The sequence below is a fragment of the Massilia sp. Bi118 genome, assembly GCF_918697865.1.
In the GTDB taxonomy this organism is placed as follows: Bacteria; Pseudomonadota; Gammaproteobacteria; order Burkholderiales; family Burkholderiaceae_D; genus Telluria.
In genome coordinates this window covers 26,353-50,329 of sequence record NZ_CAKKMV010000024.1, presented here as the reverse complement: position 1 = coordinate 50,329, position 23,977 = coordinate 26,353, and the positions used below count along the sequence as shown (strand labels likewise).

26 protein-coding genes and 1 tRNA gene are annotated in these 23,977 nt (G+C 64.7%); 20 read left to right on the top strand and 7 right to left on the bottom strand.

The window, feature by feature from the left end; all coding sequences use genetic code 11:
• Positions 1–71 precede the first annotated feature (71 nt).
• On the top strand, positions 72–941 hold the full coding sequence (gene pssA / locus LQV39_RS24805) for a CDP-diacylglycerol--serine O-phosphatidyltransferase (protein WP_230029861.1): 870 nt from the start codon (positions 72–74) through the stop codon (positions 939–941).
• Between the two features lie 6 nt (positions 942–947).
• Here the strand turns inward: pssA and LQV39_RS24800 are convergent, their stop codons facing one another.
• The 3 genes from LQV39_RS24800 to LQV39_RS24790 are packed head-to-tail and all read right to left on the bottom strand — an operon-like array spanning position 948 to position 2,794.
• Complete coding sequence (locus LQV39_RS24800; protein WP_230029860.1) at positions 948–1,733, bottom strand: hypothetical protein; 786 nt, start codon at positions 1,731–1,733, stop codon at positions 948–950.
• A 49-nt stretch (positions 1,734–1,782) separates the two neighbouring features.
• Positions 1,783–2,286: a hypothetical protein gene (locus tag LQV39_RS24795; RefSeq protein WP_230029859.1), complete on the bottom strand. Its 504-nt coding sequence runs from the start codon at positions 2,284–2,286 to the stop codon at positions 1,783–1,785.
• Positions 2,287–2,293: 7 nt separating this feature from the next.
• On the bottom strand, positions 2,294–2,794 hold the full coding sequence (locus LQV39_RS24790) for a hypothetical protein (protein ID WP_230029858.1): 501 nt from the start codon (positions 2,792–2,794) through the stop codon (positions 2,294–2,296).
• A gap of 171 nt (positions 2,795–2,965) precedes the next feature.
• Here LQV39_RS24790 and rpsO point away from each other — a divergent pair, with 171 nt between their 5' ends.
• The 3 genes from rpsO (at position 2,966) to LQV39_RS24775 (ending at position 6,255) form a co-directional block, all read left to right on the top strand.
• Positions 2,966–3,235 carry a 30S ribosomal protein S15 gene (gene rpsO / locus LQV39_RS24785; RefSeq protein WP_047826294.1) on the top strand — a complete coding sequence of 90 codons (270 nt, stop codon included), beginning with the start codon at positions 2,966–2,968 and terminating at the stop codon, positions 3,233–3,235.
• Positions 3,236–3,440: 205 nt separating this feature from the next.
• Positions 3,441–5,552 (top strand): polyribonucleotide nucleotidyltransferase, encoded by a 2,112-nt coding sequence (gene pnp, locus LQV39_RS24780; RefSeq protein WP_230029857.1) that lies wholly within the window; start codon positions 3,441–3,443, stop codon positions 5,550–5,552.
• 313 nt (positions 5,553–5,865) lie between these two features.
• Positions 5,866–6,255 (top strand): hypothetical protein, encoded by a 390-nt coding sequence (locus LQV39_RS24775; RefSeq protein ID WP_230029856.1) that lies wholly within the window; start codon positions 5,866–5,868, stop codon positions 6,253–6,255.
• Between the two features lie 45 nt (positions 6,256–6,300).
• Here LQV39_RS24775 and LQV39_RS24770 read toward each other — a convergent pair whose 3' ends face one another.
• Positions 6,301–6,741, bottom strand: a complete 441-nt coding sequence (locus tag LQV39_RS24770) for a DNA-binding protein (RefSeq protein ID WP_230029855.1) — start codon at positions 6,739–6,741, stop codon at positions 6,301–6,303.
• Between the two features lie 370 nt (positions 6,742–7,111).
• Here LQV39_RS24770 and LQV39_RS24765 point away from each other — a divergent pair, with 370 nt between their 5' ends.
• The 7 genes from LQV39_RS24765 to LQV39_RS24735 all read left to right on the top strand — a co-directional run bounded on the left by LQV39_RS24765 (position 7,112) and on the right by LQV39_RS24735 (position 13,336).
• Positions 7,112–7,972, top strand: a complete 861-nt coding sequence (locus tag LQV39_RS24765) for an STAS domain-containing protein (RefSeq protein ID WP_230029854.1) — start codon at positions 7,112–7,114, stop codon at positions 7,970–7,972.
• A 7-nt stretch (positions 7,973–7,979) separates the two neighbouring features.
• Complete coding sequence (locus tag LQV39_RS24760) at positions 7,980–8,336, top strand: STAS domain-containing protein (RefSeq protein WP_230029853.1); 357 nt, start codon at positions 7,980–7,982, stop codon at positions 8,334–8,336.
• The gene (locus LQV39_RS24755) at positions 8,336–8,803 is read left to right on the top strand and encodes an anti-sigma regulatory factor (RefSeq protein WP_230029852.1); all 468 of its coding nucleotides are present in this window, start codon (positions 8,336–8,338) and stop codon (positions 8,801–8,803) included. The genes LQV39_RS24760 and LQV39_RS24755 overlap by 1 nt, the downstream gene beginning before the upstream one ends.
• On the top strand, positions 8,791–9,825 hold the full coding sequence (locus LQV39_RS24750; protein ID WP_230029851.1) for a SpoIIE family protein phosphatase: 1,035 nt from the start codon (positions 8,791–8,793) through the stop codon (positions 9,823–9,825). The genes LQV39_RS24755 and LQV39_RS24750 overlap by 13 nt, the downstream gene beginning before the upstream one ends.
• Entirely contained in the window at positions 9,822–11,147 is a 1,326-nt protein-coding gene (locus LQV39_RS24745) for a sensor histidine kinase (RefSeq protein ID WP_230029850.1), read from the top strand. Before LQV39_RS24750 ends, LQV39_RS24745 begins: the two co-directional genes overlap by 4 nt.
• A gap of 4 nt (positions 11,148–11,151) precedes the next feature.
• On the top strand, positions 11,152–13,044 hold the full coding sequence (locus LQV39_RS24740) for a response regulator (protein WP_230029849.1): 1,893 nt from the start codon (positions 11,152–11,154) through the stop codon (positions 13,042–13,044).
• A gap of 103 nt (positions 13,045–13,147) precedes the next feature.
• Positions 13,148–13,336, top strand: a complete 189-nt coding sequence (locus tag LQV39_RS24735; RefSeq protein ID WP_230029848.1) for a hypothetical protein — start codon at positions 13,148–13,150, stop codon at positions 13,334–13,336.
• A 72-nt stretch (positions 13,337–13,408) separates the two neighbouring features.
• Here LQV39_RS24735 and LQV39_RS24730 read toward each other — a convergent pair whose 3' ends face one another.
• On the bottom strand, positions 13,409–14,827 hold the full coding sequence (locus LQV39_RS24730) for a pitrilysin family protein (protein WP_230029847.1): 1,419 nt from the start codon (positions 14,825–14,827) through the stop codon (positions 13,409–13,411).
• Between the two features lie 11 nt (positions 14,828–14,838).
• Positions 14,839–16,251, bottom strand: a complete 1,413-nt coding sequence (locus tag LQV39_RS24725; RefSeq protein ID WP_230029846.1) for a pitrilysin family protein — start codon at positions 16,249–16,251, stop codon at positions 14,839–14,841.
• A 355-nt stretch (positions 16,252–16,606) separates the two neighbouring features.
• On the opposite strand from LQV39_RS24725, the gene LQV39_RS24720 reads away from it, so the two are divergent.
• The 3 genes from LQV39_RS24720 to LQV39_RS24710 all read left to right on the top strand — a co-directional run bounded on the left by LQV39_RS24720 (position 16,607) and on the right by LQV39_RS24710 (position 18,544).
• A complete protein-coding gene (locus LQV39_RS24720; RefSeq protein WP_230029845.1) occupies positions 16,607–17,368 on the top strand; it encodes a GIN domain-containing protein in 762 nt (253 codons plus the stop codon).
• Between the two features lie 50 nt (positions 17,369–17,418).
• A complete protein-coding gene (locus LQV39_RS24715) occupies positions 17,419–18,033 on the top strand; it encodes a tetratricopeptide repeat protein (RefSeq protein ID WP_230029844.1) in 615 nt (204 codons plus the stop codon).
• A gap of 166 nt (positions 18,034–18,199) precedes the next feature.
• The gene (locus LQV39_RS24710) at positions 18,200–18,544 is read left to right on the top strand and encodes a KGG domain-containing protein (protein WP_230029843.1); all 345 of its coding nucleotides are present in this window, start codon (positions 18,200–18,202) and stop codon (positions 18,542–18,544) included.
• Between the two features lie 117 nt (positions 18,545–18,661).
• Here LQV39_RS24710 and LQV39_RS24705 read toward each other — a convergent pair whose 3' ends face one another.
• Positions 18,662–19,987: an SGNH/GDSL hydrolase family protein gene (locus tag LQV39_RS24705; protein ID WP_230029842.1), complete on the bottom strand. Its 1,326-nt coding sequence runs from the start codon at positions 19,985–19,987 to the stop codon at positions 18,662–18,664.
• Between the two features lie 262 nt (positions 19,988–20,249).
• Here LQV39_RS24705 and LQV39_RS24700 point away from each other — a divergent pair, with 262 nt between their 5' ends.
• The 6 genes from LQV39_RS24700 to LQV39_RS24675 all read left to right on the top strand — a co-directional run bounded on the left by LQV39_RS24700 (position 20,250) and on the right by LQV39_RS24675 (position 23,960).
• Positions 20,250–21,233 carry an NAD(P)H-quinone oxidoreductase gene (locus tag LQV39_RS24700; RefSeq protein ID WP_230029841.1) on the top strand — a complete coding sequence of 328 codons (984 nt, stop codon included), beginning with the start codon at positions 20,250–20,252 and terminating at the stop codon, positions 21,231–21,233.
• 123 nt (positions 21,234–21,356) lie between these two features.
• Positions 21,357–22,118, top strand: coding sequence for a triose-phosphate isomerase (gene tpiA, locus LQV39_RS24695; protein ID WP_230029840.1), 762 nt, complete (start codon positions 21,357–21,359; stop codon positions 22,116–22,118).
• A gap of 38 nt (positions 22,119–22,156) precedes the next feature.
• Positions 22,157–22,585, top strand: coding sequence for a preprotein translocase subunit SecG (gene secG / locus LQV39_RS24690; RefSeq protein ID WP_230029839.1), 429 nt, complete (start codon positions 22,157–22,159; stop codon positions 22,583–22,585).
• A gap of 225 nt (positions 22,586–22,810) precedes the next feature.
• A tRNA-Leu gene (locus LQV39_RS24685) sits at positions 22,811–22,895 on the top strand.
• Between the two features lie 225 nt (positions 22,896–23,120).
• Positions 23,121–23,480, top strand: coding sequence for an NADH-quinone oxidoreductase subunit A (locus LQV39_RS24680; protein ID WP_230029838.1), 360 nt, complete (start codon positions 23,121–23,123; stop codon positions 23,478–23,480).
• 3 nt (positions 23,481–23,483) lie between these two features.
• On the top strand, positions 23,484–23,960 hold the full coding sequence (locus LQV39_RS24675; RefSeq protein ID WP_135190173.1) for an NADH-quinone oxidoreductase subunit B family protein: 477 nt from the start codon (positions 23,484–23,486) through the stop codon (positions 23,958–23,960).
• Positions 23,961–23,977 lie beyond the last annotated feature (17 nt).

The following is a 23,977-nucleotide window of genomic DNA, read 5'->3' as shown; positions in this document are numbered from 1 at the left end:
CTAACTGCCGCGCGCGCCCATATAATGGCGTCATCCGCGCCCGCGTGCGCAGTTTCCGAATAACAATACTTATGCCAACATTCCCACGCCGCAGAAAAAACGGCGCGCCCAAGGCGGGCCGCTTCGGCCGCTTCAGCCGCTTCAGCCGTGCTCCCCGCAAAGCCGATGCCGGCGGCCGTCCGCGCCGCGGCATCTACCTGCTGCCGAATGCCTTCACCACCGCCGCCCTGTTCGGCGGCTTCTACGCGATCGTGATGGCGATGAACCAGCGCTTCGACCACGCCTGCTGGGCCGTGTTCATCGCCATGGTCCTCGACGGCCTGGACGGCCGCGTGGCGCGCCTGACCAACACGCAGTCCGAATTCGGCGCCCAGTACGACTCGCTGTCCGACATGGTTTCCTTCGGCGCCGCGCCGGCGCTGGTGATCTACGAATGGTCGCTGCGCGGCCTGGGCAAACTCGGGTGGATCGCCGCCTTCGTCTACTGCGCCGGCGCCGCGCTGCGCCTGGCCCGCTTCAACACCAACATCGAAGTCGTCGACAAGCGCTTCTTCCAGGGCTTGCCCAGCCCGGCCGCGGCGGCGCTGGTGGTGGGCTTCGTGATGATGATGACCGACCCGGACATCAACGTCAGCGCGCGCAGCGTCGACTGGATCTCGTGGGGACTGGCGCTGTTCGCCGGTATCACCATGGTCACCAACGTGCCTTTCTACAGCTTCAAGGACGTCAACTTCCGCAAGTCGGTGCCCTTCATCGTGGTGTTCCTGATCGCGCTGTTCTTCGCCCTGCTGGCAATCGACCCGCCAAAGGTGCTGTGGCCGCTGTTCGTGGTGTATGGCCTGTCGGGCTACGCGGTCTACCTGTGGCGCCTGGCCAAGGGCAAGCCGGTCAGCATCGTGCAGACCGAGGAAGAGCCGATCGATCCGAGCGAGCGGCGCTGATCTTTTTTAATCGCGCAAGGTGCGCCAGGTCTGCTGCTTCGCCGGCTCCTCGTGCGTCGGGCAGTTGGTGAGGCGCAGCTTGCCGTGATGCTCGATCATTTCGACATCGGTATTGGTCGCGCGCTCCGTAACGCAGTAAGTGCCGTTGCCGGTGATGACGCGCGTGCGCCGGGCGCCGTCGCCGGTGTTGTTCACCAGTTCCTCCACCTTGGGCGCTTCCCACAGGCGCGGCGCCGCCAGCGCGTGGGCCTGCTCCATGCCGCGCTGCATGCGGATGACGGGGCTGTCCAGCGGCGCGGCGATATACGGATTGTTCTCCTTGCGCAGGGCCTTGGCGATGCTGCCGATGTCGCGCTTGGCCTGCTGCAGGATCTGCGCGGCGCTGGCTTTTTGCGGTGCAACTTGCGGCGATGCGTCCGCGTTTGCGGTGGGCGCCGTCGAAGGCGTGGTGCTGTCGGCCGGCGCCGGCGAGGCCGTCACGGCAGGCAGCGGCGGCAGTGGGAGGGCAGGGCGCGCATGCAGGCCCGGCGCCGTGGCCTCCCTGCGCGGCGCTGCCGGCTGCAGCTCTGGCTCTGGCTCTGGCTCACGCTGCCTCAGCTTGGGCAGCTGCAGCGGAATCCACAGGATGCGGGTGCGCGGTCCGTCAGGCTGTGCCGCGGGCGCGGGCAAGTTGCGCGCCGCCTGCCAGCCGATCACCAGTGCCACGTGCACGAGGACAGTCAGCAGCAGTCCATAACGGCGATCGGAGACGGGTGTGCGGTAGGCAAGGTCCATGCGGAAGAGTATAGCCATCCGCATGGGCGGATTTCTCACACTTCCTCACCGGCGGCTTAAAGATGACTTAACGATGCCGGAAACGGTCGTCGTACATCGGGTCCGGGCCGTTGAGCATCTGCTGCACGACGCCGTTCTGGTCGAAGTGCACGCTCATCATCGAATTCCACACGCCCGCTTCCTTGTAGCGGTAGGACCAGACTTCGTAGTTGTGGAAGGCCACGCGCGAGATCTCGGCCGGGCGGCCGTAGTTGCGCAGGATGTCGTCCTTGGTCCACTGGCCGATCTTCACCTTCGCGAAATTCTCGCTGGTCAGCACCTGTTCAAAGGAGAGCAGGCGGCCGTCCGGCCCGATGCGCGCCATGTGCTGGAACTGGCCCATGGGCTGGCCGCGGTATTCGAGCACCTGGCCGCCGTCCGGGAGCGGATAGCTGGCGGCCGGCTGGCCCAGCGCCGCCGTGACTTCGCCCACCGAAGCGCCGATGGGCGGCGGCTGGCGGAACAGTGGGGCGCAGGCCGACAGCGACAGCACGAGCGCCGCCAGCGCGCAGCTTCTCATCAGGTAAGACATCGCATCCTCACAGTCCCTTGAAACGGTCGTCGAGCAGCGGGTCCGCGCTGTTGAAGACGCGCAGCACCGTACCGCGGGCATTGAAGTCCACGTTCATCAGCGAATCCCACACGCCTTTTTCCTTGTAGCGGTAGGACCAGATTTCGCCGTCCTCGAGGCGCGAGCGCACGACCTCTGCCGGGCGGCCGAAGTTGCGCAGCACATCATCGCGGGTCCAGCGATTCGGCTCGATCCTGGCGAAATTCTCGGTGGTCAGCACCTGTTCGTAGGATAGCAGCGTGCCATCGGCCTTGAAGCGCGCCATGTGCTGGAACTGGCCCATGGGCTGGCCGCGGTATTCGAGCACCTGGCCGCCGTCCGGTTCCGGATACACGGCGCTAGGCTTGCCGAGCTTCGCCGTGACCTCGGCCAGCGGCGTGCCGGCGGCGGGCGCCTTGGGCATCAAATGGCCGCAGGCGGAGAGGGCCATGCCAAGGGCCAGGACGAGGGCGTAGTTGGATGTTTTCATGAGTGTCAAAAAAACAATGTCGATGCAATGCATTGTAGCGAAGTCCACGAAACACTGGCCTCACCCGAGGTTTTCGCCTATACTTCCCGGTCTTGGCTTTCGAGGCCAGGTTTTTGATAACTCACGGTGCGCTGGGTTCCGACTCTTGCACCGCATGTGAAAGGTAACATCATGTCCGTAGAACACATCAACAAAGCAGCCATCATCGCCGACAACGCACGTGGCGACAAAGACACCGGCTCCCCGGAAGTCCAGGTTGCACTGCTGACCGCACGCATCAACGAACTGAACGGTCACTTCAAGGAACACAAGAAAGACCACCACTCGCGCCGCGGCCTGATCATGATGGTCAACCGTCGTAAGAGCCTGCTGGCTTACCTGAAGAACAAGGATCTGAACCGTTACCGCGATCTGATCGCCAAGCTCGGTCTGCGTAAGTAATCTACGCATTGAGCCAAACGGCTTGATCACGAAATGCCTGCGTCAGCCCGACTGCCGCAGGCATTTTTTGTTTTCGTTTTTGGAATTCGGGGTCAGACCCCGAAGTTAAAAGAATGGGGTCTGACCCCGAATTCCAAAAACGAAAACTGTGGTGAGGTGAACGACAGCGCCTGAAAATCTGTCGGCAAATAGAAAGGGATTACCCATGTTTAACAAAGTTACGAAAACCTTCCAGTACGGCGATCACACCGTGACCCTGGAGACCGGCGAAATCGCTCGCCAGGCCAGCGGCGCCGTCGTCGTGTCGGTCGAGGACACCGTCGTCCTGGCAACCGTGGTGGCGAAGAAAGACGCCAAGCCGGGCCAGGACTTCTTCCCGCTGACCGTCGACTACATCGAGAAGAGCTACGCCGCCGGCAAGATCCCGGGTGGCTTCTTCAAGCGCGAAGGCCGTCCGTCGGAGAAGGAGACCCTGACCTCGCGCCTGATCGACCGTCCGATCCGCCCGCTGTTCCCGGAAGGTTACCTGAACGAAGTCCAGGTCATCATCCACGTCCTGTCCGTGAACCCTGAAATCGATCCGGACATCCCTGCGATGATCGGCGCCTCGGCCGCCCTGTGCGTGGCCGGCATCCCGTTCAGCGGCCCGATCGGCGCCGCCCGCGTCGGCTACGCCAATGGCCAGTACATCCTGAACCCGACCACCACCCAGCTGAAGACCTCGCAGATGGACCTGGTTGTCGCCGGTACCGAGCACGCCGTGCTGATGGTCGAATCGGAAGCGCAGCAGCTGTCGGAAGAAGTCATGCTGGGCGCGGTCGTCTACGGCCACGAGCAGATGAAGGCCGTGATCGACGCGATCCACGCCCTGGTCGAAGAAGGCGGCAAGCCGGAAGTCGAGTGGAGCCCGGCACCGAAGAACGAAACCCTGATCGCCCAGGTGTCGCAACTGGCTGAAGCCAAGGTCCGTGACGCTTACCAGACCCGCGAAAAATCGGCGCGCCAGCAGAAGCTGAAGTCGCTGTCGGGCGAAGTCATGGCCGGCCTGACCGAGCAAGGCATCGCCGCCGATGCAGCCGAAGTCGGCAACATCCTGTTCGACATGGAAGCCAAGGTCGTGCGTTCGCAGATCTTGGAAGGCGAGCCGCGCATCGACGGCCGCGACACCCGCACCGTGCGCCCGATCGAGATCCGCACCAGCGTCCTGCCGCGTACCCACGGTTCGGCCCTGTTCACCCGCGGTGAAACGCAGGCATTGGTGATTGCTACCCTCGGCACCGGCCGCGACAGCCAGAAGATCGACGCGCTGATGGGCGAGTACACCGACGACTTCATGATGCACTACAACATGCCGCCGTTCGCCACCGGCGAAACCGGCCGTGTGGGCACCCCGAAGCGCCGCGAAATCGGCCACGGCCGCCTGGCCAAGCGCGCGCTGGTCGCTGCGCTGCCCAACCCGGAAGATTTCAGCTACTCGGTGCGCCTGGTCTCGGAAATCACCGAGTCGAACGGTTCGTCGTCGATGGCATCCGTCTGCGGCGGCTGCCTGGCGCTGATGGACGCCGGCGTGCCGATGAAGGCGCACGTGGCCGGCATCGCCATGGGCCTGATCAAGGAAGGCGGCAAGTTCGCGGTCCTGACCGACATCCTGGGCGATGAAGACCACCTGGGCGACATGGACTTCAAGGTCGCCGGCACCACCTCGGGCATCACCGCGCTGCAGATGGACATCAAGATCCAGGGCATCACCAAGGAAATCATGCAGGTGGCGCTGGCGCAGGCCAAGGAAGCCCGCCAGCACATCCTGGGCGAGATGCAGAAGGCCATGCCGACCGTGAAGACCGAGCTGTCGGACTTCGCCCCGCGCCTGATCACCATCCGCATCAACCCGGAAAAGATCCGTGACGTGATCGGCAAGGGCGGCGCCGTCATCCGCGCGCTGACCGAAGAAACCGGCACCCAGATCGACATCACCGACGAAGGCATCGTGACCATCGCTTCGGTCGACGCCGCCGCCGGCCAGGAAGCCAAGCGCCGCATCGAAGAGCTGACCGCATCGGTCGAAGTGGGCAAGACCTACGACGGCACCGTGCTGAAGCTGCTGGACTTCGGCGCCATCGTGCAGGTCATGCCGGGCAAGGACGGCCTGCTGCACATCTCGCAGATCGCCAACGAGCGCGTCAACGCCGTCGCCGACTACCTGAAGGAAGGCCAGCAAGTGCGCGTGAAGGTCCTCGAGACCGACGAGCGCGGCCGCCTGAAGCTGTCGATGAAGGCTGCTGCCGCGGACGATGCTGCGGCGGGTGCTGCGCAGTAATTCTGCCTGCTTTGGCCGCTTCGGCGGCTGGCTCAATAAAAACCGCCAGTGCGTGAGCCTGGCGGTTTTTTATTTTCGATCGAATCGCGAGCGAGCTTACGGCGAAAGTGATGGCGTTAGTTGATTGGGTGGCCGAGCCGTTGAGGCGCGGCAATATGGTGCAGTAACGCTGTGGAAGACTTGTCAGGTCAAATCGACCTCAGGAGTTAGCGTCTTCATCCCGGAGCAAAGGATCGGACTTTGCCTTGAGTCATCGATGCATGGCTGCATTGAACTCAGGGCAGCTTAAAGTGCTCGACGAATGAGGGCGAAGATGCGTTTCCTGTCTGTGGCCGTGTTATCGATTGCTGTGCTATCTGGATGTTCGGGTGAATCCATCGAGAAGCAGGCGAAAAAGCTGGGTGCACGAGAATTTACTGCGCAAGCATGGAGGGCTGGGACCCAGGAAGAGCGCGGTCAAATGATCGCGTCCTTCCTCGGCAAACATGCCGTTACCGAGCTTACCGCTAAACAGGTGAAGGATTTGCTTGGGCCTTCGACAGGCTACTACGATTACGACGAATATCCGGCCTATCTCGTTGGGCCGCGCGCGGTGACGACGGAGTATGGCCACGGCTATCTGTGGGTCTTCATCACGGATAAAAATAGCGGAAAAGTTCGCGAAGTCATTCTGGTCCCACCTGTGCCGGACAAGCAGAGTTAAGCATATCTCGATGCCCCATTCTGCATCGGGAGAACTTTTCACACATCAAGCCATTTCCGGATGATGCTCCCTGAGCCAGCCCTTGAAATGGTCGAGCAGCGCACCGGCATGCCTCTGCGCATCCTCCACCGCACCGGCACTGACCGGCGCACCTTCATAATCGTCGCAGTTACGAAGCTGCCGCAAATCGTCGAGTTTCACCACGGTGCTCTTGTCGAGGCCAATCGAAATCTGCAGCGACTGGATCGCGGTCTGATGATGTCCGGGTTTGCTGGTCGAAGTGCGGTAGCCGTTCGCAAGCAATCCGGCGATGGCGCATTGCATGACGCACTTGTAAGCGGCGTCGAAGCGGTTTTCGTTGCTGATGGCGGTAACGCCGGCATCATCCAGGTTGCGCTCGGCTGCGTCCAATAGTCGCTGGATGTCGGCGCGGTCCGGCTTGGCCTCGTCGAGACTGCCGATGTCCGCCAGGTTTTGTAGACTCATGTAAGTTTCCCATCGAATGCTCAGGCATGTCCGACTGTAACACTGCCGGGTGGCGCGCCTGGTTCGATACGCAGCAAATTTAGCGACATGCATACAAATTACTGCTGCTCAAATCGGATAATCTTAGTACAATCATATCCCTCAAATCCTGGGCACCTAATCCCCGTGTCCCGGGAAAACCGAGTCATCCCGCTCACTTCCACCAAATCCATTTGCGTGCTCGCGTTCAACGCAGCACGAAGCCGGCGCGCGCAATGCAAACGTGCCGTAGCAATTGGGAAATGAATGGTATAGTGGGCCATTTAACAGAATGGCCCTAGCTGCAACATTGAAAGGGCCTTAACCACCTTCCAAGACAAAGGAAAGCAAGATGACCACTCAGGACTACGCGACCCGCATCAGCCAGATCATCCAGGAGCACGAGGCCGATATCGGCGCGGAATGGGTGGCGCAGCTGGAAGCGCTGACGGTCCGCTCGAACGTGGTCTCGAAGGAGCAGTTGCGCAGGCACTGCCAGCAATTCCTGACCGCCTTCGCCAAGGGCACCCGCGGCGGTGAGCTGCAAAACATCGAGCACCGCTCCTGGGACGAAGCGCGCGACATCCTGTCCGAAATCTCCTCCTCGCGCGCCAAGGGCGGCTCGACCCCGAGCGAAACCGCAACCTTCGTCTTCTCGCTCAAGCAGCCGCTGTTCACGCGACTGAACGCGGGCTTCGCCAGCGAGCCGGCGGTCCTGGCCAACGCTTCCTGGGTCATCAGCTCGCTGCTCGACAAGTTCGGCCTGTACACCATCGAAGTGTTCCAGCGCGCGCGCGACCAGATCATCGTGCGCCAGCAGCAGGAACTGCTGGAGCTGTCGACCCCGGTCGTGAAACTGTGGAACGGCATCCTGGCGCTGCCGCTGATCGGCACCCTGGACTCGGCGCGTACCCAGGTGGTGATGGAAAACATCCTGCAGAAGATCGTCGATACCGGCGCGGCCATCGCGATCATCGACATCACCGGCGTGCCGACCGTGGACACCCTGGTCGCCCAGCACCTGATGAAGACCATCGCCGCCGCCCGCCTGATGGGCGCGGACTGCATCATCAGCGGCATCCGCCCGCAGATCGCCCAGACCATCGTCCACCTCGGCGTCAACCTGGAAGACGTGACCACCAAGGCCAGCCTGGCCGACGCCTTCGTGGTCGCGCTCGAGCGCACCGGCACCGCGATCGTGAAGAAGGGCTGAGATCCGCATGGAACGCATCCCGATTCTCCGCATGGGCGACCTGCTGCTGGTGACGATCCAGGTCGACATGCATGACCGCCTGGCCATGACCCTGCAGGACGACCTGACCGAGCGCATCGTGCGCGATAATGCCAAGGGCGTGCTGATCGATATCTCGGCGCTGGACCTGGTCGACTCCTTCATCGGGCGTATGATCAGCAACACCGCCGCGATGGCGCGGGTGCTGGACGCCCAGACCGTGGTGGTCGGCATGCAGCCGGCGGTTGCGATCACGCTGGTGGAGCTTGGCCTGACCCTGCACGGCGTGAAGACGGCGCTGAACGTCGAAAAGGGCATGACCCTGTTAGGAAAGACCCATTTTTGATGAGCGCGGCTCTCAATTCCACAGTGGCTTACGATACCGCGCTGCTCGAGCTGAATGCCCGGCTGCGCACGGCGCGCCTGACGCTGCCCCTGCGTTCCGACGAGGACGTGGTCGGGCTGCGCAAGCACGTGCGCGAGCGCGCGGTGGCGATCGCACTGTCGCTGGTCGACCAGACCAAGCTGGTGACCGCCGCCAGCGAACTGGCGCGCAACACGATCAAGTACGGCGGCGGCGGCGAAGTGCATCTCGACGCGCTGGAAGATGGATTCAAACGCGGGGTCGGCCTGATCTTCGTGGATAATGGGCCGGGCATCGCCGACCTCGACATGGCCCTGCGCGACGGTTACACGACCGGCGGCGGCCTGGGCCTCGGCCTGGGCGGTTCCAGGCGCCTGGTCGACGAGTTCGAGGTCGATTCCCGTCCGGGAGAGGGCACGGCAGTGTCTGTCGTCAAATGGAAACGCTGATCAGTTCTCTGCACCCGCAACTCGTCTTCCCGATCAATCACGCCAGTGACATCGCCGCCGCCCGGCGCGCCGGCCAGAAGCTGGCCGACGAACTGGGCTTCGACGACGTCCAGGCGGGCCGCCTGGCGATCGTGATCACCGAGGCCGGCACCAACATCCTCAAGCACGCGGCCGACGGCACGCTCTACGTCATGCGCGCGCAATCCGGCGCGGCGATGGCGGGCATCGACGTGCTGGCAATCGACAAGGGGCCCGGCATCCTGGACTTCGAGGCCAGCCTGCGCGACGGCGTCTCGACCGCCGGCACCGCCGGCAACGGCCTCGGCGCGCTGCAGCGCCAGTCCGACGAATTCGACGTCTGGTCCATGCCCGGCAAGGGCGCCGCTTTCTTCATGCGCCTGTGGCGCGGCAGCCCGCCGCCGGTCCCCTGCGGGATCGAGGTCGGGGCGCTGTACGTGCCGCTGGCCGGCGAAGAAGCCAGCGGCGACGGCTGGGCCGCCAGTTGCGACCTCGACGGCGCCACACTGCTCGGCGTCGACGGCCTGGGCCACGGCCCGGAAGCGGCCAAGGCCGCGCGCGCGGCCGTCCACGCGCTCGAGCGCCGGCCGGCTTCAAGCCCGTCCGAGGTGCTGCACACCGCGCACGAGGCGCTGCGCATCACGCGCGGCGCGGCGCTGTCGGTGGCGCGCATCGACTACTCGGGCAACGAGGTGCGTTTCGCCGGCATCGGCAACGTCAGCTGCGTGGTCCACGACGGCGCCGCGCGCCGCGCGCTGGTATCGCACAACGGCATCGTCGGCGCCAACATGCGCAAGGTGCAGGAATTCTCGGCCGAGTGCCCGCCGGGCGCGCTGGTCATCATGCATTCGGACGGCGTGCAGACCCAGTGGGACCTGAACGCGTATCCCGGCCTGCACGGGCGCGCACCGGTGCTGGTGGCCGGCATCCTGATGCGCGACTTCGTCCGCGGCCGCGACGATGCGCTGGTGCTGGTCGGCCGGCGCCGCGAGGAGCACGCATGAATACACAACGGATTCTCAATGTCGGCCTGTCGGGCGAGCAGGACGTGGTGCTGGTGCGCCAGCGCGCGCGCCAGGTGTCAAAGCTGCTCGGCTTTTCGCAGCAGGACCAAGTGCGCATCGCGACCGCGGTGTCGGAAGTCGCGCGCGGCGCCTGCCAGTTGGGCTTCGGCGGGCGCGCGGTCTTTCAGTTGCGCGACCACGACGCCAAGCGCCAGTGCCTGGAAATGACGATCAACGCCGGCGGCGCCTCGTCGGGCAAGACCCTGCCGGACGACGCGGTGGTGACGGCGCACCGCCTGATGGACGAGTGCATCATCGGCGCCGACGCCCATGGCGCGCCGACGGTCACGATGTGCAAGCTGGTGCCGCTCCAGGCCTGGGTCGACGGGGCGCGCCTGGCGGAGCTGGGCGCCCAGCTGGCCAAGGACAGCCCGGTCGCCAACAGCTACCTCGAGGTGCACCAGCAGAACCAGGAGCTGGTGGCCACCCTGGCCGAGCTGCGCGAACGCCAGGAAGACCTGCTGGAGCTGACGCGCGAACTGGAAGACACCAACCGCGGCATCGTCGCGCTGTACGCCGAGATCGAAGACAAGGCCGAGCGCCTGCGCAAGGCGGACGAGATGAAGTCGCGCTTCCTGTCGAACACCAGCCACGAGCTGCGCACGCCGCTGTCCTCGATCCGCGCGCTGGCGGGGCTGCTGCTGGCGCGCCTGGACGGTGACCTGACCCCGGAGCAGGAGCGCCAGGTGAAGTTCATCGAGAAGGCCGCCAACGACCTGTCGGAACTGGTCAACGACCTGCTCGACCTGGCCAAGATCGAGGCCGGCAAGGTCGAGCTGCAGCTGGCGCCGGTGGTGCCCGAGAACCTGTTCCGCGCGCTCAAGGGCATGCTGCGCCCGCTGGTGGACGAGTCGCGCGTCGAGCTGGTGTTCGAGACCCCGGAGGTCGAGGACGCCTTCGAGTCGGACGAGGGCAAGATCTCCCAGGTGCTGCGCAACTTCATCTCGAACGCGCTGAAGTTCACAGAGCAGGGCGCGGTCCGCGTGCGCGCCCACTGGGACCGCGAGCGCGATACCATCACCTTTGCGGTGACCGACACCGGAATCGGCATCAGCCCGGACAACCTGCAACTGATTTTCGAAGAATTCAGCCAGATCGAGCACCCGCTGCAGCGCCGCAGCAAGGGCACGGGACTCGGCCTGCCGCTGTGCCGCAAGCTGGCCGAACTGCTCGGCGGGCGGGTCGAAGTGGAGAGCCAGGTCGGCGCCGGCTCCACCTTCAGCCTGATCCTGCCGCGCAGCTTCCCGCATATTGATGGATAGACCCATGACGACCCCAACCCTGATCCTCAACGTCGACGACAACGATGGCGCCCGCTACGCCAAGACCCGGATCCTGCAGAGCGCGGGGTTCGAGGTCGTGGAAGCCACCAACGGCACCGATGCGCTGGCGGCCGTCAAGCGCCATGCCATCGCGCTGGTGCTGCTGGACGTCAAGCTCCCGGACATCAACGGCATCGAAGTTTGCCGCCGCATCAAGGCCGACCCCGACAGCGCCCTGGTGCTGGTGCTGCAGACCTCGGCCGCGCTGACCGGCCGTGCCGACAAGATCCGCGGCCTGGAAGGCGGCGCCGACAACTACCTGGCGGCGCCGATCGAGGCCGACGAACTGATCGCCAACGTCAACGCGCTGCTGCGCATGCGCCAGACCCAGAACGCGCTGCGCGACAGCGAGGAGCGCTTCCGCCAGCTGACCGACAACATCGAAGACGTGTTCTGGATGTTCTCGGTGCCGGCGCGCGCGCTCGAATACGTCAGCCCGGCCTATGCCAGGAACTGGGGCCGCAGCGCCGAGTCGCTGGAACGCGAGCCGGGCAGCTGGCTGGACGCCGTGCATCCCGAAGACCGCGCCTACGTCGAGGGCATGTGGAGCGGCCTGCAGGACCACCCGCATTACGAAGCCGAATTCCGCATCGTCCTGGGCGACGGTTCGACGCGCTGGGTGCGCGACCGCCTGTTCCCGGTGCGCGATGCGCGCGACGAGGTCTACCGGGTGGCGCGCGTGACCAGCGACATCACCCGCCGCAAGGAAATGGAAAGCCTGCTGCGCGCGGCCGACAGCAACAAGAACGAGTTCCTGGCGACGCTGGCGCACGAGCTGCGCAATCCGCTGTCGCCGATCCGCAATGCGGCCGCACTGCTGGGCGCGAGCGGCGCCGGCGCGGCCGAGCGCCAGGCAAGGGCCCGCGAGGTCATCACGCGCCAGGTCGACCATCTGGCGCACCTGGTGGACGACCTGCTGGACGTGGCGCGCATCTCGGAAGGCAAGATCGCGCTGCGCAAGGAAGAAGTCGACATGAACGGCGTGATCGCGCAGGCGATCGAGACCGCCGGCCCGCTGATCGCGGCGCGCGAGCACCGCCTCGAAGTCATCCAGCCGGAGCGCCAGATCTGGGTCTCGGGCGACCCGGTACGCCTGGCCCAGTCGATGGGCAACCTGCTGCACAACGCCGCCAAGTTCACGCCGAAGGGCGGCCATATCCGGGTCGAAGTGAAGCTGGATGGCGACACCGTGCGCATTGCGGTCCAGGACAACGGCATCGGCATCGCCGAGGACAACCTGCCGCGCATCTTCGGCATGTTCGCGCAGGCCGCCGTGCCGCCGGACCGTGCGCCGGAAGGCCTGGGCATCGGCCTGTCGCTGGTCTCGCGCCTGCTCGAAATGCACGGCGGACGCCTGGTGGCGAATAGCCCCGGGATCGGCATGGGCAGCACCTTCACGGTCGAGCTGCCGGTGCTGCGCACCTCGGCGCCCCAGCATCCGGCGCCCGCCGGCAACGCCGATGCCGGCCAGCCGGGGCAGAAAGGCCGCCGCGTGCTGCTGGTGGACGACAACGTCGACGCCATGGAGATGATGGCCTTTCTGCTGGCCGAGATGGGCTACGACGCCCACACCACCGCCGACGCCGCCGATATCGTCGAGCTGGCGCTGGCGCAGCAGCCCGATGTGATCGTCCTCGACATCGGCCTGCCGAACGTCGACGGCTACGAGGTCGCGCGCATGATCAAGCGCCATCCGGCGCTGCAGGCTATCCGCCTGGTGGCGCATACCGGCTACGGTTCGCCGGAAGACCGGCGCAAGGCGCAGGAGGCGGGGTTCGATGCGCATCTGGTGAAGCCGGCGGAGCTGGATGACCTGGAGAAGGCGTTGCAAGGGTAAGGTAGGGTGGGCACCCCGTGCCCACCATGCGTGCGTCAACGCACCGAACCGGCGTCCGCAACGGGACTAATCTGGCACCGTCAACCACCAGACGGAGGCCAACATGCCCAAGGGAGCCAGCCCGAAGCGCGAGCGCGAATTCAAGAAGCTCGAGACCGAGTTCAAGAAGGAACACCGCTATCCCGGCCGCGAGGAAGAGGTCGCGGCGCGCGTCGTCAACAAGCAGCGCGCCGAGCATGGCGAGACCAAGCAGTCTGCGCACAGCGGCAACAAGCAGTCCGCCAAAAAATAATCTTTTGCCAGATGTAAAAAAAAACCTCCCGGATTCGCACCCGGGAGGTTCTTGCACGCCGGTACAGCGTGATTACTTGTCGGTGACGGTGAAGTCGCCGAAGGCCTTCAGCTGCTCGCCGACCGCCTTGCTGTCGCCAACCACCACGATGGACTGGTTCTCGGGCGCGAAATACTTCTTCGACACGTCGCGCACCTGTTCCGGCGTGACCTTCTGGATCAGCGGCACATACTGCGACAGGTACTCGGGCGGCAGGCCGACCAGCCAGTTCGACGCCAGGGTCGCCGCCACTGCGCGCTGCATCTGGTTGGCCAGCACGTAGCCGCCGGCCACGTAGCGCTTGTGCATCTCCATTTCCTGCGGCGAGATCAGCTCGCCGCCGATGCGCTTGTACTCGTTGAAGTACTCGGTCAGGGCCGCGCCGGTGACTTCGTTGCGCACGTCGGCGCCGCCGACGATGCTGCCGCCTTCGCGCATCATGCGCGCGCCGGCCGAGGCGCCGTAGGTGTAGCCCTTTTCTTCGCGCAGCTTGATGTTGACGCGGCTCGAGAAGCCGCCGCCCAGGATGGTGCTGGCCAGACGCAGCGGCACCTGGTCGTCGGCGGTGGCGGCGATGCCGGAACCGCCCAGGCGGATGGTCGACTGCACGCTGCCCGGACGCTCCAGCAGGACATGGACCGGCTTGGCCGCGGCCGGCGCCTTGGCGCTGGCTGCCGGCGCGGCGCCTTCGGCCTTCCAGTCGCCGAAGGCTTGCTGGGCCAGTTTCATGGCGTCGGCTTCCTTGATGCGGCCGGCGATCACCAGCAGGGCCCGGTCCGGACGGAAGCGCTTGGCGTGTTCGGCCTTCAGCAGCGCTTCGTCAACCGAATTGATGCCTTCGACGGTCGGCGTGGTGTGGCCGTAGGGGTGCTCGCCGAACACGGCGCGGTTGAGGGCTCGCTCGGCGCGGAAGCGCGGCTGGGTCTCCTGCACGCGCAGGGCCTGCAGCGCATTCGCCTTGGCCAGCGCCACTTCCTTGGCCGGGAAGGACGGAGTGCGTGCGACTTCGGCCAGCAGCTGCATCATGGGGCCGGCCTGCGAGGCCAGTGCGTTGGCGCTGACGGTGATGCCGTCGGCGCCGCCGCCGCCGCCCACCGAGCCGCCCAGGCCCTGGGCCAGTTCGGCGATGGCGCGCGAGTCATGCTTCGCGGTGCCTTCGTTCAGCAGGCCCGCCAGCATGCTGGCGAAGCCCGGGTGGGCGGCGTCGTCGGCGATGTAGCCGGCGTTGCGCACGGCCAGCACCATGTCGACGCGCGGCACGCCGTTGCGCGGCACCACCCAGACCTGCAGGCCGTTGGCCAGGGTCTTCTTGGCGATGTGCGGGGACGGCAGCGGCTTGTCCTTGCCGTAGGCGGGCATGCCGGCCGGCTTGGCCGGGGCGGCGGCTTCGGCGGCGAAAGCCGAAGTCGTGAAGGCCGCCGAGATGGCGGCGATGAGCATCAGTTTTTTCATGATGCGGCTCCTTATTTCTTGTCGGCCGGAGCCGGGGTGGTGACGGCCTTGTTGGCCGGCTGCGGCGCGGCCGCCGGTGCGGGTTTCGCCACCGGCTTCCGGTCGATCACGGTACGGTTGCTCTTCACCAGGTAGGTGGCGGCGACGCGCTGGATATCCTTGGAGGTCACGCCTTCGATCCAGCCCGGCACCTTGTTGACGACGTTGGCGTCGCCCCACAGGGTCTGCAGCTTGGCCAGGGTGTCGGCGCGGCGCAGGATATTTTCCAGGCTGTTGTTCCAGTCGGCGACCATGCTGGTCTTGACACGCTTCAGCGTGGCTTCGTCGACGCCGTCCTTCGCGACCTTGGCGATCTCTTCGTCCATCGCGGCCAGCATGGCGTCGGCGCTGCTGTTCGGCTTGTACAGGCCGGTGACCGTGAACAGGGTCGGGCCATCGTATTCGAACGGGCCGGTCAGGCCGAAGCCGCCGGAGATGTTCAGCGCGATCTCGCGGCCCTTCACCATGCCCTGGTAGAACAGGGAAGCGTCGCTGCCTGCCAGCAGTTCGGCCAGCACGGCCATCGGGGCCTGGTCGGCCGAACCGCGTGCCGGCACTTTCCAGGCGGCCGCCACGGCCGGCACCTGGGCCAGGGCGTCGCTCTGCTCGATGCGTTTTTCCTGGGTGTTCAGGCCTTCGGCGAAGTCGGTGGCCTTCGGCGTCGCGCGCCTGGCGATGCCGCCGAAGTATTTCTGGGCCAGCGCAAAGCCCTGGGCCGGGGTCACGTCGCCGGCGATAGCCAGCACCGCATTGTTCGGGCCGTAGTAGTCGCGATGGAAGCCGCGCACGTCGTCCAGGCTGGCGCCTTCGAGGTCTTCGAAGCTGCCGTAGCCGTCGTGGTTGTTCTCCCACTTGTTGAAGGCGAGCTTGCTGATGTCGATCCAGTTGAAGCCGCCGTAAGGCTGGTTCTTCACGTTCACGCGGATCTCTTCCTTCACCACGTCCTGCTGGTTCTTCAGCGTGGCCGGGTTGAAGTCGAGGGTCTTCATGCGGTCCGCTTCCAGCCACAGGATGGGCTCGAGCGAGGACACCGGCGCGGTCTCGATGTAGTTGGTGAAGTCGGGACGGGTCGAGCCGTTGTTCTGGCCGCCGCCGCCGGTGATGGTGCGGTCGAACACGCCCTTCGGCGCATTCGGGGTGCCCTGGAACATCAGGTGTTCGAACAGGTGGGCGAAGCCGGTGCGGTTGCGCGGCTCGAGGCGCATGCCGACATGGTAGACGACCGAAACGCCGACGGTGGGCGAAGTGTGGTCTTCGGAGACAATGACCGTCAGGCCGTTGTCGAGCTTCTTGACGTTGACCGGCAGGGTCCACTGGTCGCTGTTCGCGGCGTACGCGGACATCGAGAGCGATACTCCGGCCAGCAGGGCGGGTAATAGGCGCATGCGCATTGATAACCTCTGGTTTTAGGCTGGTTCGAAACTGCGTTCATCTGCCCGGATGGTATCCGGGCAGCAGTTCATATTAGCGCAATGTCATGCAAATAAGTAACGTTTTGTTTAGCAGAAACTGCGGACGATGACGATTTGATGACAAATAAGTACAGTTTTAACCGTAACTTATATGCATAATTGGCAGTTTCGCCGTTTATTCGTCTGCATGCCAATCCGGGCTATGCGTCGCTGGGGGCGCGATTTCTGCAGTTCGTCGCAATCCCGTGGGCATGGACGAGCGGGGGGATTACCCTGATCATGTGTAAATGCTAAGCTTGCTTTACAAGAACATGAATCGGAGATTTGGATGAACAAGGTTTTCACTCTCGGCACGGCGGCCGCCATCTTCTGGGCCGGCTTCGGACTGGCGCAGGCAGCGCCCGAGGTCGCTACCGAGACACGGCCCATCGATGCGCGCGTGGTGCGCGTCAAGCTCGACGGCGCGGTCGATCTGCGGATCCGGCAGGGCAGCACCGCCACGCTGACCCTGAGCGGCGATCCGCGCTGGCTGGCCAAGACCGTCACCGTGCAGAGCGGCGATACGCTGAACATCGATACCGACATCCACGGCCGCGTGCGCCTGGGTTCCCTGCATGCCGAGCTGACCCTGCCGGCCCTGCGCGAAGTGAGCTCGGAAAGCGTGGGCTCGACCGACGTCTCCGGCTTCTCCGGCGACGAGCTCGAACTGAGCCTGGATGGGGCCGGATCGATGCGGATATCCTGTAATTACAAGCTGGTGTCGGCCAGCCTGGGCGGCATCGGCAGCATGCACCTGCAGAGCCTGAACGGCGAGGGCGTGGACCTGAACCTGCGCGGCGCCGGCTTCGTGAACATCAGCGGGCGCGCCAAATGGCTGAAGGCCGACCTTGGCGGACTGGGCAGCCTGGATGCGAAGGAGTTCGTCACCGACAGCGTCAACGTCGACCTCTCCGGCCTGGGCAACGCCAGCGTCACGGCGCACCAGAACGCCAGCCTGAACCTGTCCGGCATGGGCTCGGTGACGGTATACGGCAAGCCCCTGAACCGCAAGGTGGCTGTCGACGGGCTGGGCAAGGTCAGCTGGAAGTAAGACACCGACAACACAGAACAACAATAAGAAGACCCGTTCCAAACGAGACAATGAGAAAACACATCGTTGCCATCCTGCTGGCCCTGGGGCTGCACAGCAGTGCGATGGCAGGCTTCACGGAAGGCGCCAATGCCTACAACGCCCGCAATTACGCGCTGGCGCTGAAGGAGATCACGCCGCTTGCCAAGGCCGGCAACGCGGACGCGCAGCATTTGCTGGGCCTGATGTACTACATGGGCCGCGGCGTGCAGCGCGACTACAAGCAGGCCTTCGCCTGGCACTACAAGGCGGCGGTGCAGGGCAAGGCCGACGCGCAGTACGTGATCGGCGCCATGTACTACACCGGCAACGCGGTGCCGCAGGACCAGAAGCTGGCTGTCACCTGGTTTCGCAAGGCGGCCGAGCAGGGCCACCCGGATGCCCAGCATGCGCTCGGCCTGATGTACCGCTACCACGTCGCCGGCATGCCGCAGGACATGGTGCTTGCCTACATGCTGTGGAACCTGGCGGCCGCCAACGGCCACCGCAGCGCCACCGAACAGCGCGCCATCATTGCGCGCCAGATGACCCAGGAGCAGATCGAGGAAGCCCAGTCGCTGTCGCGCAACTGGAAGCCCGGGACGGCGCTGCCGACCCAGTCGAAGACGGGCGGCGCCAGCTCCTGAGTGGCTTTTCGATGCAAAGACCAGGACGACAATCCACTCAGGCCTGGTCCTACAAACGCGTGGCGCTTTGTTGGTGGGCGGGCGCGGCCATGGCGTCTACCATGATGATGTCTCAGCTAGTTTTGATACGAGCTGGAGCATAAACCGACTATTAGTGGAGGTAATCATGGCATCGGATAACCAAGGTGGCGGCAACAAAGGCAACAACCAGAGCGACACCAGCAACCGCGGATTCGCCTCGATGGACCCGCAGAGGCAGCGCGAAATCGCATCCGAAGGCGGCAAGGCCGCCCACGCTTCCGGCAACGCCCACGAGTTCAATTCGGAAGAAGCACGCCGTGCAGGCTCGATGAGCCACAAGAACGACGGCAACAGCCAGAGCCAGGGTAACCAGGGCGGGCAGGGCGGCGGCAAGGGCGGCAGCCAGCAGAGCGGCGGCGGGACTCGCGGTGGTTCTTCGGAGCAGCATGCGAAGGCTGGGCAGCAGAGTCACAAGAACGACAAGAAATAACCACAGCATCGTTGTCCCCGCGAAGGCGGGGACCCAAGTTCTGCGTGAGCTATCGAAACGCTTGCGCAAACTTGGGTTCCCGCCTTCGCGGGAACGACGGCCTTGAGCAAACGGGTTTTATTGCACCTGCTTCTGCTCAGCTTTCAAGTAAGCCCCTCCCACCGACCTGAACAACTCCAGCGGCACCGCACCCCCCATCGCCTGATACCCCAGATCGTTCGGATGCAGGTGATCCCCACTGTCGTACGCCGGCAAAAAGCGCGTCGGGTGCGCAGGATCGCGGGTCACGCGGTCGAAGTCGATCACGCCGTCGAACTCGTCGCTGGAGCGGATCCAGTTGTTGACGGCCTGGCGCACCACATCCTTCTCCGGCGAGTAATAACCGGCGCCTTCGAACGGCGTCAGGGTCGCGCCGTACACGGCGATGCCCTTGGCGTGCGCGCGCGCGATCACCTGGCGGTAGCCGGCGATCAGGTCGTCGGCGGAGACCGGATTGGTGGCCGAGCTGTTGCCGATGTCGTTGATGCCGATCATCAGGGTCATGTAGCGCACGCCTGCCGCGGCCAGCACGTCGCGGTCGAAGCGTTCCTGGATGCTGCGCCCGGCCAGCGAGCCTTCCGCCGGATTCGACAGCAGGCGGTTGCCGCTGATGCCGCGGTTGATCACGCCCAGGCGGGTGTTGATGCCCAGGATCGGGTCGCGCACGGTCTGCAGGCGGCGCGCCAGCCAGTCGGGCCAGCGGTTGTTGGTGTCGGGCGTGCTGCGGGTGCCGTCGGTGATCGAGTCGCCCAGGGTGACGATGGCGGCGCCGCCCGCGGCCTGGCCGCCGTCGACGTCCACTTCGGCTAGGTGCGGCCAGGACAGGATGGTGCGCTGGGTCGGCAGCGAGGCGGCGCCCGTGAAGTCGCCCGGCAGCGAGACGTAATTCGTCTGGCTCGCGGTGCCGTGGATGGTGGTCGCGCCCACCGTACCCGGCAGGTAGATGCTGACCGCCAGGTCGGACAGCGCCGGCACGTTCAGGTCGACCGGGTCGGACAGCGCCGGCGCGCCGGGCGGGATCGTGATCGAGGTATTGCCGCTGAAGGTCAGCGGACGGTCGGTGCCGGCCTGGATGTCAGCGCCGCCGGCGCGCAAGGCGATATGGGCGGCACCGATGCGCAGCGGCGTGCTGCCCATCTCGTTCGATACACGAATCCGGACCCGATTCCCTCCGATACTGGAGTGTACGATCAGGCGCAGGGTCTGGTCGGTGAAGGTCTGGGTGTTGGCCGGCAGTGGCGGACCGCCCGGGCCCGCGCCCCAGGTGCCGACCCAGCGCTCGGTGGTCCAGTTCTGGGCCTGGGCGCCGATGGGAGCGATGGTGAGGGTGGTCGCCAGCGCGAGGCCGGCGACGAGGAAGGTGCGGCGCCCGGCGTCCAGCAGGGCAGGAAAGCTCAACTTCATGTCTAGCTCCTTGGAAATGGGCAATGCAATATGCATGAGCCCGCTGAGCCAATCTAGCAGTCTCGACTGTGACAACAAGGCGGCAAAACCGGTTTGTTGAGCTGGCGCTAACCCGCGTCGCATTTTGGATGCAACTCAGCATTAAGTTGCGCAATGATAGCGTTATCAGCAATCTTTGCGCGGCTGTTCGCTTGGTCGCAGGTTGCCGGTGGCGTACAATTGCCACTTGTTCAACAAGCCTTTCCAGGTCGAGAGCCCAGCCATGCGTGCCATCGAAATCACCCAGTCCGGCGGTCCGGAAGTCCTGCAGCCCTGCGAGCGCCCGCTGCCCGTCCTGAAGGCCGGCGAAGTATTGATTCGCGTGCTGGCCGCCGGCGTCAATCGCCCGGACGTGTTCCAGCGGCTCGGCCAGTACCCGGTGCCGCCGGGTGCCTCCGACCTGCCGGGCCTCGAAGTGGCCGGCGAGATCGTTGACGGCGACCTGCAGGAAAGCGGGTTCAAGAAGGGCGACCTGGTCTGCGCATTGGTGCAGGGCGGCGGCTATGCCGAGTACTGCGCGGCGCCGCTCGAACAATGCCTGCCGGCGCCGAAGGGCCTGAGCCCGATCGAGGCTGCCTCGCTGCCCGAGACTTTCTTTACCGTGTGGAGCAATGTGTTTCAGCGCTCGGCCCTGCAGCCCGGCGAGACCCTGCTGGTGCAGGGCGGCAGCTCGGGCATCGGCGTGACCGCGATCCAGCTGGCCGCGGCCATGGGCCACCGCGTGTTCGCCACCGCCGGCAGCGAGGACAAATGCCGCGCCTGCGAACAGCTGGGCGCAGAACGCGCCATCAATTACAAGACCGAAGATTTCTCGGGCATCGTCAAGGAACTGACGGGCGGGAAGGGCGTCGACGTCATCCTCGACATGGTCGGCGGCGACTACATCAAGCGCGAGATCGCCTGCCTGGCCGACGACGGCCGCCTCAACCTGATCGCCTTGCTGGGCGGCGCCCGCGCCGAGGTCGACCTCGGTCAGGTGCTGCGCCGCCGCCTGACCATCACCGGCTCGACCCTGCGCCCGCGTCCGGTCGCCTTCAAGGCGCAGATCGCACGCGAATTGCGCGAACGCGTCTGGCCGCTGATCGAGGCCGGCAAGATCAGGCCGGTGATCCACCGCGTGTTCCCGCTCGCCCAGGCGGCCGAGGCCCACGCGCTGATGGAAAGCAGCGCCCACGTCGGCAAGATCATGCTCGACCTCGGTGCCTAGGCCCTGACAAAAAATACCCACTACTCTGGAAGCAACCATGAATAACATGCACCTGGTCAAGCATCGTTTGACCGTCCTATCAACGACCGCTAAAATAGCGGGTTATTTGACCGTGAGGTTCTGATGCGGCCCAAGCTCATCGTAGGCAACTGGAAGATGAACGGCAGCCGCGCAGTCAACGCAGCGCTGCTCGAGGGCATCGTGGCGGGACTGGATGGCGCGAAGGCGGAATGTGCCGTGTGCGTGCCGGCGCCCTACCTGCAGCAGTGCGAAGAGGCGCTGAAAGGCAGCCCGATCACCTGGGGCGCGCAGGATGTGTCCGCGTACGAAGGCGGCGCCTACACGGGTGAAGTGTGCGCGAAGATGCTGTCCGACTTCGCCTGCCGCTACGTGATCGTCGGTCACTCGGAACGCCGCGCCTACCATCTGGAGAGCAGCGAACTGGTGGCGCGGAAGACGCTGGCGGTGCTGAAGGAAGGCATGACCCCGATCATCTGCGTCGGCGAAACGCTCGAAGAGCGCGAAGCAGGACAGACCTTCGATGTGGTCGGTGACCAGCTCGGCACGGTGCTCGAGCTGCTGCCGCTGGAAGCGGTGGCGAAGATCGTGGTTGCCTACGAACCTGTGTGGGCGATCGGTACCGGCAAGACGGCGACGCCGGAGATGGCGCAGGAAGTGCATGCATGCCTGCGCGAACAGTTGAAGGCGCGCAGCGCAGAGGCGGCGGAAAAAGTGGCCATCCTCTACGGCGGCAGCATGAAGCCGGACAATGCGCGCGAACTGCTGGCGCAGCCCGATATCGATGGCGGGCTGATCGGCGGGGCAGCGTTGAAGGCGCAGGATTTTCTCGCTATCATTCACGCCTCCGGAATGCCGCATGAATAAAGTATTTGCAACGTAGTTAACCTTGGAATGGAATAATAATGAACGTGTTGTTCAATCTGATCGTTGTCCTGCAGGTCCTGTCCGCACTGGCCATCATTGGCCTGGTGCTCGTCCAGCACGGTAAGGGCGCCGACATGGGCGCCGCTTTCGGTTCCGGCGCTTCCGGCAGCCTGTTCGGCGCCAGCGGTTCTTCGAACTTCCTGTCGAAGTCCACCGCCGTCGCCGCAGCGATCTTCTTCGCCTCGACCCTGGCGCTGGCCTACTTCGGCACCAACCGTCCGGCGGCCAATGTGGGCGGCGGCGTGATGGAGCGTGCTCCGGCCACCGCTCCGGCGAACAATGCGGGCAATGCCGTTCCGAACACGGCGCCGGCTCCGGCGGCGCCGGCCGCCGCTCCGGCTGCGACCCAGGACGTGCCGTCGGCTCCGGCTGCCGCAGTCCCGGCTGCTCCGGCGCCGGCCAAGTAAGGCAAGCTTCCGATCCGCACGGCAAAAGCGGACCCCTCCGTGCAGGCTTGCGCGGGGTGGTGTAGTATCGGCGGGTTCTCTCCGCCAGCAAGCCCTGGCGGCTTCTCGACCCGCCAGGCTGTGAATACAGCGAAAAGTAAGTAGAGAAAAACAGTATTTTCCTTGTGCTAGCGCAATTTGAGCATTGAAAAATAGTGCTAAGGCAGGGTAGAATACTGGTCTCCAGCCGACGTGGTGAAATTGGTAGACACGCTATCTTGAGGGGGTAGTGGCGCAAGCTGTGCGAGTTCGAGTCTCGCCGTCGGCACCAAGATACAGAAGCCAGCTAGGGCGCATGAGCTCCGCTCCTTGCCTTAGCTGGCTTTTTTTACGAGGATCTCTGGGGGTCCTGGAAAGCCTGCCGCAGCACGCAGTGGGTTTGCCTGGGCCTCCGGTCGTACGATCCTGGTGGTAGGCCCAAAGCCAGGATTGTCCGATGCGGTGCTGCACCCCTGCAGTGTTTTATCAACCGATCGTTCAATAAGGCTTCTCTGCTGTGAACCTCGAGAATTACTTCCCCGTCCTTTTGTTCCTTCTTGTCGGCATCGGCGTTGGCGTCGCTCCGCAAGTTCTTGGCCGCATCATTGCGCCGCACCGTCCCGACGCCGCCAAGCTGTCGCCGTACGAATGCGGTTTCGAAGCATTCGAAGATGCGCGCATGAAATTCGACGTCCGGTACTACCTGGTCGCGATCCTGTTTATTTTGTTTGATCTGGAAACGGCATTCTTCTTCCCATGGGGCGTCTCGATGCGCGACCTGGGCTGGCCTGCGTTCGTCACGATGATGGTGTTCATCGCCGAATTCGTCGTCGGTTTCTGGTACATCTGGAAGAAAGGTGCCCTTGATTGGGAATAAGCCATGGCTATTGAAGGCGTTTTAAACGAAGGTTTTGTTACCACCACAGCCGATAAGCTGATCAACTGGGCCCGCACCGGTTCGATGTGGCCGATGACGTTCGGCCTGGCCTGCTGCGCGGTCGAAATGATGCACGCGGGCGCGGCCCGCTACGATCTGGACCGCTTCGGCGTCGTGTTCCGTCCGTCGCCGCGCCAGTCCGACGTGATGATCGTCGCCGGCACCCTGTGCAACAAGATGGCGCCGGCGCTGCGCAAGGTCTACGACCAGATGGCCGAGCCGCGCTGGGTGATCTCGATGGGTTCCTGCGCCAACGGCGGCGGCTACTACCACTACTCGTACTCCGTCGTGCGCGGCTGCGACCGCATCGTGCCGGTCGACGTCTACGTCCCGGGCTGCCCGCCGACCGCTGAAGCTCTGCTGTACGGCATCATCCAGCTCCAGAACAAGATCAAGCGCACCAACACCATCGCGCGATAAAACCAAGCAGCTAACAC